This window comes from Clostridium sp. HCS.1 (assembly GCF_047900555.1).
Classification (GTDB): domain Bacteria; phylum Bacillota; class Clostridia; order Clostridiales; family Clostridiaceae; genus Clostridium.
In genome coordinates this window covers 2,178,194-2,190,313 of the sequence record NZ_CP170704.1, presented here as the reverse complement: position 1 = coordinate 2,190,313, position 12,120 = coordinate 2,178,194, and the positions used below count along the sequence as shown (strand labels likewise).

At 29.5% G+C, this 12,120-nt stretch carries 11 protein-coding genes; 10 read left to right on the top strand and 1 reads right to left on the bottom strand.

The window, feature by feature from the left end; all coding sequences use genetic code 11:
• The first annotated feature begins 5 nt into the window (after positions 1 to 5).
• Complete coding sequence (locus tag ACFYH6_RS10425) at positions 6 to 650, top strand: cyclodeaminase/cyclohydrolase family protein (protein ID WP_416178573.1); 645 nt, start codon at positions 6 to 8, stop codon at positions 648 to 650.
• 24 nt (positions 651 to 674) lie between these two features.
• Here the strand turns inward: ACFYH6_RS10425 and pdaA are convergent, their stop codons facing one another.
• Positions 675 to 1,520: a delta-lactam-biosynthetic de-N-acetylase gene (gene pdaA / locus ACFYH6_RS10420; protein WP_416178572.1), complete on the bottom strand. Its 846-nt coding sequence runs from the start codon at positions 1,518 to 1,520 to the stop codon at positions 675 to 677.
• 96 nt (positions 1,521 to 1,616) lie between these two features.
• On the opposite strand from pdaA, the gene ychF reads away from it, so the two are divergent.
• The 9 genes from ychF to spoVE all read left to right on the top strand — a co-directional run bounded on the left by ychF (position 1,617) and on the right by spoVE (position 12,092).
• Entirely contained in the window at positions 1,617 to 2,714 is a 1,098-nt protein-coding gene (ychF, locus tag ACFYH6_RS10415; RefSeq protein WP_316342420.1) for a redox-regulated ATPase YchF, read from the top strand.
• Positions 2,715 to 2,886: 172 nt separating this feature from the next.
• Positions 2,887 to 3,315, top strand: a complete 429-nt coding sequence (gene mraZ / locus ACFYH6_RS10410; protein WP_316342422.1) for a division/cell wall cluster transcriptional repressor MraZ — start codon at positions 2,887 to 2,889, stop codon at positions 3,313 to 3,315.
• An 11-nt stretch (positions 3,316 to 3,326) separates the two neighbouring features.
• Positions 3,327 to 4,259 carry a 16S rRNA (cytosine(1402)-N(4))-methyltransferase RsmH gene (gene rsmH / locus ACFYH6_RS10405; RefSeq protein ID WP_416178571.1) on the top strand — a complete coding sequence of 311 codons (933 nt, stop codon included), beginning with the start codon at positions 3,327 to 3,329 and terminating at the stop codon, positions 4,257 to 4,259.
• 38 nt (positions 4,260 to 4,297) lie between these two features.
• On the top strand, positions 4,298 to 4,735 hold the full coding sequence (locus ACFYH6_RS10400; protein ID WP_316342425.1) for a cell division protein FtsL: 438 nt from the start codon (positions 4,298 to 4,300) through the stop codon (positions 4,733 to 4,735).
• Positions 4,736 to 4,820: 85 nt separating this feature from the next.
• Positions 4,821 to 7,016 carry a stage V sporulation protein D gene (locus ACFYH6_RS10395; RefSeq protein ID WP_416178570.1) on the top strand — a complete coding sequence of 732 codons (2,196 nt, stop codon included), beginning with the start codon at positions 4,821 to 4,823 and terminating at the stop codon, positions 7,014 to 7,016.
• 99 nt (positions 7,017 to 7,115) lie between these two features.
• Entirely contained in the window at positions 7,116 to 8,567 is a 1,452-nt protein-coding gene (locus ACFYH6_RS10390) for a UDP-N-acetylmuramoyl-L-alanyl-D-glutamate--2,6-diaminopimelate ligase (RefSeq protein WP_316342427.1), read from the top strand.
• Positions 8,568 to 8,581: 14 nt separating this feature from the next.
• A complete protein-coding gene (locus ACFYH6_RS10385) occupies positions 8,582 to 9,943 on the top strand; it encodes a UDP-N-acetylmuramoyl-tripeptide--D-alanyl-D-alanine ligase (RefSeq protein WP_416178569.1) in 1,362 nt (453 codons plus the stop codon).
• Positions 9,944 to 9,977: 34 nt separating this feature from the next.
• Complete coding sequence (gene mraY, locus ACFYH6_RS10380) at positions 9,978 to 10,952, top strand: phospho-N-acetylmuramoyl-pentapeptide-transferase (protein WP_416178568.1); 975 nt, start codon at positions 9,978 to 9,980, stop codon at positions 10,950 to 10,952.
• A gap of 21 nt (positions 10,953 to 10,973) precedes the next feature.
• Entirely contained in the window at positions 10,974 to 12,092 is a 1,119-nt protein-coding gene (gene spoVE, locus ACFYH6_RS10375) for a stage V sporulation protein E (RefSeq protein WP_416178567.1), read from the top strand.
• Positions 12,093 to 12,120 lie beyond the last annotated feature (28 nt).

Genomic DNA, 12,120 nt, shown 5'->3' with positions numbered 1-12,120 from the left:
TTAAAGTGTTGTTTAAGGATTATAAAATAGAGAATTTCCTAGAGAAATTATCTTCAGAGGCTCCATCACCTGGTGGTGGAAGTACTGCAGCATTAGTTTTTGCTCTTTCTGCAAGTTTAAACTCTATGGTTTATTCATTAACTGTAGGTAAAAAAGCTTATGAGGCATTAAAAGATGAAGAAAAAGAAAAGATGCTAATTTTACATAAGGAAGCTAAAAAGTTAGTTGTTGCTGCTGAAGAGTTTATGGAAAAAGACAGAAAAGATTTCTTAAGTCTTATGGAATCTTATAAACTACCTAAAAGTAATGAAAAAGAAATAGAATTTAGAAAAGAAAAGATTAAAGAATTTACAATTAAAGCAATGAATACACCTATGGAATTAGCAGAAGAATGTATTAAGTTTTATGAAAATATAGAATTTGCTATAAGATATGGTAATAAAAATTTGGTTTCTGATGCAGGAGTAGCTGCAACTTTATTACATTCAGCAATTGAAAGTGCTATAATTAATGTTAAAGTAAATTTAAATTTCTTAAGAAAAGAAGAATTCTGTGCCGAAATAGAAGAAAAAGCTAATAAGATTGTTAGTGATTCTTGTTTAAAGAAAAATAATTTAATGAATGAAGTAGATAAAATAATTTACCCTTAAGAGGCTGCTTAGGCAGCCTCTTTTTTAAGGTAATTCATTTAATGATTTAAATTCATATCCTTGGGATTTTAGTTCTTGAATAACATCTTTTAAGATTTTTGCATTTGTGTTAGAAACTGCATGTAATAACATTATAGAACCTGGGTGAGCACCACTAACTATTTTTTTTATAGCAGCTTTTTCTTCAGGCTGATTATCAACTAGCCAATCCTTATATGCAAAGCTCCAAAATATAGTTTTATAGCCTAAATCTTTAGTTTGTTTTAATGAGTTTTTAGAGTATTTTCCCATAGGAGGTCTAAAAAACTTAGGCATATCTTCTCCTATTAAAGCCTTATATTCATCTTCAACTTCAGAAAATTCTAATTTAAACTTTTCACTATCCTTTATACTAGCCATTGATGGATGATGAGAGGTATGATTACAAACTAAGTGTCCTTCTTCTACCATTCTTTTAACTATATCAGGCTCTTGTTTAATATAGGGTTTAACTACAAAAAAAGCAGCAGGTACATTTTCTTCTTTTAAGGTGTCTAATATTCTCGGAGTATTACCATTTTCATATCCTTCATCAAAGGTTAGATATAGAACCTTTGAAGTTGTATCTCCCACATAATAGCCATCATATTCAGATAAAAAACTTTGTGATTCCTTTGGTTGCTCTGGTGTTTTAGCATCACCTCGTTTAACAAAATACCAATTTAATTCTAAATCATCTGATGCTATAGTTTCTAATGTTGTTAAATTTAATATAGAAAAAAGTGTTATAATTATTAAGGTTAATTTCTTAAGTTTTTTCAAAAAAATCGCCTCCTCAATAGTATTTTTATCTAAAATATTTCTTTTACTCTGGAAATAGAATGAAAGCATTAGATAATGAGGTTAATAGCTTTATATATTGAAAAAAAATTGAGAGTAGAGTATAATTTTAAAGATGTGAATAAGTAATGAAAGGAATGTACATAGATGAATTTAGGAATAGTTGGTTTACCTAATGTTGGTAAAAGTACTTTATTTAATGCAATAACAAAAGCTGGAGCTGAATCAGCAAACTATCCTTTTTGTACTATAGAACCAAATGTTGGAGTAGTAAGCGTACCAGATAAGAGATTAGATGTTTTAGAAAAAATGTATAATACTAAGAAAAAAGTTTATACAGCTGTTGAGTTTTATGATATAGCTGGATTGGTTAAGGGAGCATCTAAAGGAGAAGGACTTGGAAATAAGTTTTTATCTCATATAAGAGAAGTATCTGCAATTGTTCATGTTGTAAGATGTTTTGATGATGGAAATGTAGTTCATGTTGAGGGATCTGTTGATCCTATTAGAGATATAGAAACTATAAATTTAGAATTAATATTTGCTGATTTAGAAGTTCTAGAAAGAAGAATGGAAAGAAGTTTAAAGCAAGTAAGATCAGGAGATAAAAAGGCTAAAGAAGAATATGCTTTAATGGAGAAAGTAAAAGCTCATTTAGAAAAGAATTTACCAATAAGAACATTAGAAGTAACTGATGAGGAAGAGGAATTAATAAAAGGATTATTCTTAATAACTTCAAAACCAGTTCTTTATGCTTGTAACATATCAGAAGATGATATGATGGAAGGTAATACAAATAATCAGTATGTTCAAAAGGTAAAGGCTCATGCTGAATCTGAAAATTCTGAGGTTGTTGTAGTATGTGCAAAGCTTGAAGAAGAATTATCAGGATTAGAAGAAGATGAAAAACTTGAAATGTTAAGTGAATATGGTTTAACAGAATCAGGTTTAGATAAATTAATAAGAGCTAGTTATAAGCTATTAGGATTAATAAGTTATTTAACTGCAGGAGTACAAGAAGTAAGAGCATGGACAATCAAAGAAGGAACTAAGGCTCCACAAGCTGCAGGAAAGATTCACTCTGATATAGAAAGAGGATTTATAAGAGCAGAAATAGTATCTTACAATGATTTAGTTGAATGTGGATCTGAAGCTGCAGCAAAGGAAAAAGGTCTTTACAGATTAGAAGGTAAAGATTATGTTATGAAAGACGGCGATGTTGTTAATTTTAGATTTAATGTATAAGATTAAATAAATTAAAAGGTTGATTTTTATCAACCTTTTTTATTTTTTTAATAAAATATGCCAATAATATAAATAAATCTTGAAGTATTTATAAAAAAAATATAAAATAAAATTATAAAGTGGTTGAAAGTGGTTGAAAGTGGTGAAGAATTTTAGAGAAGGTGGGTTATAAATGTTTATTGGAGAATATCAACATGCAATAGATGCCAAAAACAGAATGATAGTTCCTTCTAAACTTAGAGAAGGCTTAGGTAATAAATTTGTGATTACTAAAGGCCTAGATGGATGTCTTTACGTTTACCCAATGGAAGAATGGAAGGCTTTAGAGATTAAGCTTAAATCTTTACCACTTACTAATAAGGATGCTAGAGCATTTGTAAGATTCTTTTTTTCAGGTGCTTGTGAAATTGAAGTAGATAAACAAGGAAGAGGGTTAATTCCTCAAAACTTAAAAGAATATGCAGGTATAGAAAAGGAAATAGTAAGTATAGGTGTATTAACTAGAGTTGAAATTTGGAGTAAGGAAAAATGGATAGAATATAATGAATCTGATATAGATTTCGATTCTATTGCTGAAAAAATGAGTGATTTAGGAATATAAGGAGAATTATTATGGAATTTAAACATGTATCTGTACTTCTAAATGAGTGTATAGAGGGATTGAATATAAAGGAAAATGGAATATATGTAGATGGTACCTTAGGTGGAGGAGGTCATTCATCAGAGATATTAAAAAATCTTTCAGATGAGGGACTTTTAATAGGAATAGACCAAGATAAGGATGCTTTAAAGGCAGCAAGTAATAGGCTACAGAATTATAAAAATGTTAAGTATGTACATAATAATTTTTATAATATAGATTCCATATTAAACGAGTTAGAAATTGAAAAAATAGATGGAATGCTTATGGACCTTGGTGTTTCCTCTTATCAATTAGATACAGGTGATAGAGGATTTAGCTATATGCAAGATGCACCATTAGATATGAGAATGAATAGAGAAAATTCATTATCTGCTTATGAAGTAGTAAATGATTATGAAGAAGCAGAAATTTATAGGATAATAAGAGATTATGGTGAGGAGAAATTTGCTAAAAGAATAGCTAGATTTATAGTAGAAAATAGAGAAAAGAAAAAAATAGAAACAACCCTAGAATTAGTAGAGATAATTAAAGCAGCTATACCTGCAAAAGCAAGGAGAGAGGGGCCACATCCAGCAAAAAGGACATTCCAAGCTATTAGAATAGAGGTAAATAGTGAATTATCAATACTTAATAAAGCTATTGAAGATGGAGTAAATAGATTAAATAAAGGTGGAAGAATGGCAATAATAACATTTCACTCTTTAGAAGATAGAATAGTAAAGCTTAAGTTTAAAGAGTTAGCAACTGCATGTACATGTCCTAAAGAATTTCCAATATGTGTGTGTGGAGGAAAAGCAAAAGTAAAAATTATATCAAGAAAAGCTATTGAACCATCAAAAGAAGAAGTTGATGAAAATCCAAGAAGTAGAAGTGCGAAGTTAAGGGTAATAGAGAGGATATAAGAAAAAAATTAAGTTAAGGAATATGGGGGTGTAATAAAATGGTTAATAAGGAATATGATTATATTAGGGGAAATACAGTTCTAAGTCCAAAGAGAAGATTTGAAGAAGAGAAAAGAAGAGAAGAAAGAGAACGAGTTGAGAGACAAAGAAAAGAGCAGCAAAGAAAACAAAGAGAAGCTAAAAAGGCTGTTGTAAAGAATATTTTACAGGTTGCATCTATTGCTTTAGTATTAGGAGTTTTAACCATTGCTAGAGATGGAAGAGTTTATAGATTACAAAATGACTTAAGCAATGTAAAGAGTGAGGCAAAAACAATTACAGCAGAAAATGAAGCCTTAAGGGTTAATTTATTAAAGTTTTCTTCACTTGGAGAAATTAAAGCCTTTGCAAGTAAAGAAGGAATGAAAGTTCCACAAAAGGATGATATTATAACTGTTAATATAACTAAGGATTTCTTTGCTAATATTAGAGAGTAACATAAGCAATAAAATAGTACACTTGCCAGATAAAGAGTATAAAAATACTCCACATGTTATTAATTAATTACATGGAGGCATTGATGTGAATAAAAAGATTTTTAGAGATAAAGCGCTAATGAAAAAAAGAATATCATTAGCGCTTACAACGTTAATATGTTTATTTACTCTTTTGATAATAAGGCTATCTTACATAATGATAGTTAAAAGAGAAGAATATTCTGCAAGGGCAGAAGAACAATGGACTAGTGAAGTTAAAATTGATGCTCGTAGAGGTAAGATATTAGATAGAAATGGAGTAGAGCTTGCAGTATCAGCTAATGTATATAGAGTGGATTTTGACTTAAATTCAATTAAAGGACATTTAAGAAAAGAAAATCTTACAATTAATGATATAGCGCCTAGTATAGCAGAAGCTCTTAATATTGATGAAAGTAAAGTTTTAGAGAAATTAAATACTAAATTACCTAGTGGAGCTGATGCAGGAGCTGCAATTTTAGTTAGAAGAATAGAAAAAGAACAAGCTGATAAAGTGAAAAATTTAAACATACCTGGAGTTATAGTCTCTCCAGACACAAAAAGATATTATCCTAATGGGAATTTTCTAGCCCATGTGTTAGGAAGTACAAATATAGACGGAAAAGGGCTAACGGGAATAGAATTAGAATATAATAATTATTTATCAGGAACACCAGGTCTTAGAATATCAGAATTAAGTAAGTACAACGATGAACTTCCTTATACTATTTCAGAATTTACTGCACCAGTAAATGGCAAGGATTTAGTGTTAACAATAGATACAAACTTACAAGCCTTTGCTGAAAAAGTTGCAGAAAAAGGCTATAAGGATAATTTAGCCAAGCAAGTATCAATTATTATAATGAATCCAAATAATGGAGAAATTCTCGCCATGGTTAATAAACCGGATTTTGACCCTAATAATCCATATGAAGGTACTGAAAATTATGAGGGAGCAAATATAGCAGAAAAAGTTCAAAAAATGTGGAGAAATCATTTGGTAAATGATACATTTGAACCAGGATCTATATTTAAGGTAGTAACAATGATAGGAAATCTTGAAGAGGGATTAGTTAAGGAAACTGATACTTTTACTTGTAATGGTAGTTTAAAAATAGGACCTCATACTATTAAATGTTGGAAAACATCAGGGCATGGGACTCAAATATTACCAGAAATTTTGCAAAATTCATGTAACGTTGGATTTATGGAGATTGGTAAAAGAATAGGTAAAGAAAAGTTAAATGAATATATTAAAAAATTAGGATTTGGACAAGTAAGTGGTATAGACTTGCCAGGAGAAGCTAAGGGGATTATAAAGAAGACAGAAAATATTAATGAAGCAGATTTAGCAACTATTTCATTTGGACAAACGAATACAGTAAATGCAGTTCAATATATGACAGCTTATAATAGCATTATAAATGGAGGGAAATTAATACAACCCCATATAATGAAGGAAATAGTTTATACTAATGAAAATGGCGAAAAGGTTGTAGAAAAAAACTTTGAACCTAATATTGTGGATGTTTTATCCGAAGAAAAAACTGCCATATTAAGAGATTACCTAGAAAGAACAGTTTCTTATGGAGGTTCAAGTAAAGCTTACGTTGAAGGATATCATATTGGAGCAAAAACAGGTACTGCCCAAAAAGTAAATCCTAAGGGTGGAGGATATGAATCAGGAAAATATATTTCCTCTTTAGCAGGTTTTGCACCAGCTGATAATCCGCAAATTACTGTGTTTATTTCTATTGATGAACCTGGAACTGGAACTTATTATGCAGGACAAATTGTAGCACCACTAGCTAATATATTATTTACAGATATTTTTAATTATATGAGTGAAAATATGCCTAAAGATGATATAGATAGTATAGTGAAAGAAGTAGTTATACCGGAAATTAGAGGACTCAAAGTAGATGAGGCTAAAAAAATATTAAAAGAGTACAATATAGCGTATAATATTCAAGGAAATGGGGATATAATTACAGATGTAAAACCTTATCCAGGGTATACTATTAAAGAAAATTCTAAGATTAATATAGACACAGGGGAGATAGAGTCTTATAATAAATATGTTGTTATGCCAGAATTAAGGGGCTGTACCTTAGAGGCAGCAACGAAAATTTTAGATGATCTTGGAATTACTTTTTCTTATGATGGTGAAGGAACAATAACAAAACAAAGTATTCAAAAGGGAGAGATAATTACTAAGGGAACTAAGGTTAAATTAGTATTAAATGAAGAATATGGAGATTAATTAGAATATCCCTTTACATTAGCATGTGGGAAACTCACATGCTAAATTTATATACAAAAGATATTGGGATTTCGTTTAGAATATTAAGGAGATGGTGAAATGAAGTTATTAGATTTATTAAATGGAGTAAATTATGAAGTCTTAAGTGGTACTGAAGATATGGATATAAACCACATCCAATATGATAGTAGAAAAATAAAAAATGGAGATATATTCGTTTGTCTTACAGGCTTTGAAGTAGATGGACATGATTATGCAATTAAAGCTATAGATGCAGGTGCAAAGGTTATTGTCTGTGAAAAAGATATAAATATAAAAAATGATGAAATAACAGTTATACTAGTTAAGGAAGGCAGAAAAGCATTAGCAACTATGTCAGCAAATTATTATGGACATCCAACCCAAAAATTAAAGTTAATTGGTGTAACAGGAACGAATGGTAAAACTACAACAGTATATTTACTAAAATCTATGCTTGAAAAAGCAGGAAAGAAAGTTGGATTAATTGGTACAATCGCTAATTATATTGGAGATAAAAAGGTAAAATCAGAAAGAACTACTCCAGAGTCTTTAGAACTTCAAAAATTATTTAAAGATATGGTAGAAGATAACTGTGAGTATTGCGTTATGGAAGTTTCATCACACTCATTATATCTAGATAGAGTTTATGGATGTGAATTTGAAGTTGGAATTTTTACAAACTTAACTAGAGATCATTTAGACTTCCATAAATCCTTTGAAAATTATTATAAAGCTAAATTCAAGTTATTTGAAAGAAGTAAAAATTGTGTGATAAATATTGATGATGACTATGGATATAGAATTGTAACAGATATTGAAAGTATAGGAAATAAGGAAGTAAAAACATATTCAATTAAAGATGAAAGTGATTTTAAAGCTTCTGAAGTTATGTTAAAGGAAGGAGATATTCACTTTAATGTAAATGGAGATAATTATAATTCAGTTTTACCAGGAGAGTATAATGTTTATAATGCATTAGGAGCAATAGGGGCAATGAATGTCTTAGATATTGATAAAAAATACATCAAAGAAGGTCTTATGGATGTGGTAGTTCCTGGAAGATGTGAAAGAATTGGATATAAATATAATATTCCATACGAAATAATAATTGATTTTGCTCATACTCCTGATGGTCTTAAAAACATACTAGAAACTTTAAAAGACTACACTAAAAATAGATTAATTGCAGTTTATGGTTGTGGTGGAGATAGAGATAAAGTAAAGAGAGCAGAATTAGGTAGGATTGGAACAGAATTAGCTGATTTAGCTGTTATTACATCTGATAATCCTAGAGAAGAAGATCCTATGGCTATAATAAAAGAAATAATAGCAGGTATAAGTAAATCAAACTATATAGCAATAGAAGATAGATCAGAAGCTATAAAGCTTGCATTAAGCATGGCAGAAGAGGGTGATGTAGTAGTACTTGCAGGTAAAGGCCATGAAAATTATCAAATCACTAATGAAGGTGTAATTCACTTTGATGAAAGAGAAGTAGTTGATGAAATTTTAGCAAATAAAAGAAAATAATAGAGGTGTGAAAAGTGGAATTATCTTTAAATGAAGTTTTAGAAGCTACTGCTGGAAAAGTAATAGTGGAAGGAAAAAAAGACTTTAATAAAATTTGTATAGATACAAGAAAAATTGAAGCTAATAATATTTACTTAGCCATTAATGGTGAGAGATTTAATGGTAATAAGTTTGTTATGGATGCCTTTCGAAAGGGTGCTTCAATAGCGATTGTAGATGAAGTTCTATTTGATATAGAAGAATTAAAGGGTTTAGAAACTGTAATAAAAGTAGAAAACTCAGAAAAAGCTTTACTAGATTTAGCAAGCTTTTATAGAAAAAAACTTGGACTTAAGGTTGTTGGTGTTACAGGATCATGCGGTAAAACATCAACTAAAGATTTAATTGCTGCATTTTTAAGTGATAAGTATAAAGTTTTTAAAACTAAAGGGAATTTTAATAATCAAATAGGATTACCACTTATGATATTAGAACTTGATAGTTCCTATGATGTTGCAGTCTTAGAAATGGGAATGAGTAATCTAGGTGAAATAGATGTTCTTGCTAATTGTGCAAGACCAGATATTGCAGTTATTACTAATATAGGATTATCTCATATCGAAAATTTAAAGACACAAGATAATATTTTAAAAGCAAAATCTGAAATATTTAATTACTTTGATGAAAGTAATACTTTAATAATTAATGGTGAAGATAATTATTTGTTAAAAATTAAAAATAAATGTTTTGAAATTTTAAGAATTGGATATAATCATGAATATGATGTCTATGCTTTTAATATTATACTAAAGGAGGATAAAACTTCCTTTACAGTAAAAGTTAAAGAAGAAAAATTTAATTTTGAAATTCCAATGGCAGGCAAGCATAATGTTTTAAATTCAATGCTAGCAATAGCTGTAGCAATGAAATTAAATGTTTCCTTCTCTGAAATGGAAAAAGGGATTAAGAATTTAGAAGCTACATCAATGAGGTTGCAAGTAATAAAAAAAGAAAATTTCACAATAATTAATGATTGTTACAATGCAAGTCCTGACTCAATGAAATCTTCTATTGATGTTCTTAATTCATATAAAGATGGAAGAAAAATTGCGATACTAGGAACTATGAATGAACTTGGTGATGAATCTATAAATGCACATATTGATGTTGGGTATTATGCTAAAGAAAAAGTTGATTTATTAATAGCAATTGGTGAATATAAAGATTGCTATAAAAAAGGATATACTTTAGATAATATAATTACCTTTGAAAATAAAGAAGGCTTTATTAGCAATTTAAACAAGATCATTGAAAAGAATGATGTTATTTTAGTAAAAGCATCAAGGGGAATGAAGTTTGAAGAAATAGTAAGTTCTCTAGAAGAAGTACAAATATAACAAAGGAGGTGAACTGCCTTCTTAGGCAGTGACAATGGGGGAGAAGTTAATAGACATTATAACATCAAAGATAGCTATAGGTTTAGTATTATCTTTTATAATAACAATTATATTAGGACCAATAATAATACCTATGCTAACAAAATTAAAATTTGGTCAAAATATTAGAAAAGAAGGGCCTCAAAGCCATCTTAAAAAAGCTGGAACTCCAACTATTGGTGGTTTAATATTTATTATTTCTACAGTAATAGTTATGTTGGTTATGAGATTTAGTCCTACAGATGAATCTATGATTGCACTTTATTCACTAATAGCTTTTGGATTTATTGGATTTTTAGATGATTTATTAAAGATATTGAAAAAAGAAAATGAAGGCTTAAAAGCTTGGCAAAAAATGTTGTTATTAATAATTTTTTCTACTGCAATTGCAGTTTATGGTTATGTAAATTTAGGAACTGGTTTAAGATTTCCATTCATAAATACAATACTACCATTAGGAGTTCTATATATACCATTTGTAATAGTGTATTATGCAGGTGCTACTAATGCAGTTAACTTAACTGATGGATTAGACGGATTAGCATCTACTGTAAGTATATTGGTTTTAACCTTTTTTGGAGTCGTATCTTTTACTATGGGACACGAATCTTTAGCTATATTTTCTATAATACTAGCAGGTGGGTTACTTGGATTCTTAAAGTTTAATGCTTATCCAGCTAAGGTATTTATGGGAGATACAGGTTCATTAGCAATAGGTGGAGCCATTGCCACTATTGCATTAATATTGGAGTTACCACTTATATTATTTATAGTTGGTGGAATTTATGTTTTTGAAACAATTTCAGTTATATTACAAGTTTCATCATATAAATTAAGAGGTAAAAGGTTATTTAAAATGGCACCAATTCATCATCATTTTGAACAAATAGGATGGAGCGAAACTAAAATAGTAACAGTTTTTGCAGTTATTACAGTAGTGTTATGCTTTATAGGATTTATGGCCCTTTAATCATTGATTGGAGGAGGTTATATGAGAGCAACAAAACAAAAGGCTAAAATAGGGGAAATAGACTATGGTATATTTTATGCCGTTATTCTTTTGCTTTCCATTGGAGTAATTATGATTTACTCTGCTAGTTCATACTATGCTATGTTTAAAGATGGAGATAGCATGGTATATTTAAAAAAACAATTAATTTGGGCTATAACTGGATTGATAGCCATGGGAGTTATGTCAAATTTTGATTATCATAAATTGCGTAAAATTACCCCGCATATACTTATTACTACTGTTCCTTTATTAATTGCAGTATTTTTCTTTCCAGCAGTAAATGGTGCTAAAAGGTGGATACAATTAGGTCCATTATCATTTCAACCATCTGAATTAACCAAATATGCAGTTGTAATTTTTCTAGCCATGAGTTTAGATGTAAAAGGTGATGGAATTAAAAAGTTCTGGACTGGAATAGTGCCATATCTAGGGGTATCTGGATTTTTTGCAGTTATGATTTTAGCTGAGAAGAACCTAAGTATTGCGGCAATTATTATGATAGTTACATTTATTTTGCTTTTTGTTGCAGGAGGCAGAATACAAGATTTATTTGGTAAAGTTGCTCCTGTTTTATTAGTTGCAGTAATGTTTTTTATATTTGGTGAAGACTATAGAAGAGCTAGAATGTTAAATTTTTTAAATCCATGGCAGGACCCAGCTGGAGATGGATATCAATTGATACAGTCATTTTATGCTTTAGGTGCAGGCGGAGTAACGGGACTTGGTCTTGGACAGTCTAGACAAAAAACATTATATATGCCAGAACCTCATAATGACTTTATTTTTTCTATAATTGGTGAAGAGCTTGGCTTAATTGGGTGTTTATTCATTATACTACTATTTATTTTCTTTGTATGGAGAGGAATAAAAGTAGCAATGAAGGCTAAGGATTCCTATGGAACTTTATTAGCTATAGGTATAACATCTATAATTGCAGTTCAAGCTATAATAAATATTGCAGTTGTAACTGGATCTATGCCAGTAACTGGAGTACCAATGCCTTTTATAAGTTATGGTGGTACATCACTAGTAATTAATATGACTGCTATGGGAATTCTTTTAAACATATCAAGGCAGATTCAAGGTAAAAATATATAAGTATAAAAAAGAGTTGATTTTTAAATAT

Coding starts and splice junctions, on each gene's coding strand:
- pdaA (WP_416178572.1), bottom strand. CDS start 1,520: ATGCTTTCATTCTATTTCCAGAGTAAAAGAAATATTTTAGATAAAAAT.
- ychF (WP_316342420.1), top strand. CDS start 1,617: ATGAATTTAGGAATAGTTGGTTTACCTAATGTTGGTAAAAGTACTTTA.
- mraZ (WP_316342422.1), top strand. CDS start 2,887: ATGTTTATTGGAGAATATCAACATGCAATAGATGCCAAAAACAGAATG.
- rsmH (WP_416178571.1), top strand. CDS start 3,327: ATGGAATTTAAACATGTATCTGTACTTCTAAATGAGTGTATAGAGGGA.
- ACFYH6_RS10400 (WP_316342425.1), top strand. CDS start 4,298: ATGGTTAATAAGGAATATGATTATATTAGGGGAAATACAGTTCTAAGT.
- ACFYH6_RS10390 (WP_316342427.1), top strand. CDS start 7,116: ATGAAGTTATTAGATTTATTAAATGGAGTAAATTATGAAGTCTTAAGT.
- mraY (WP_416178568.1), top strand. CDS start 9,978: ATGGGGGAGAAGTTAATAGACATTATAACATCAAAGATAGCTATAGGT.
- spoVE (WP_416178567.1), top strand. CDS start 10,974: ATGAGAGCAACAAAACAAAAGGCTAAAATAGGGGAAATAGACTATGGT.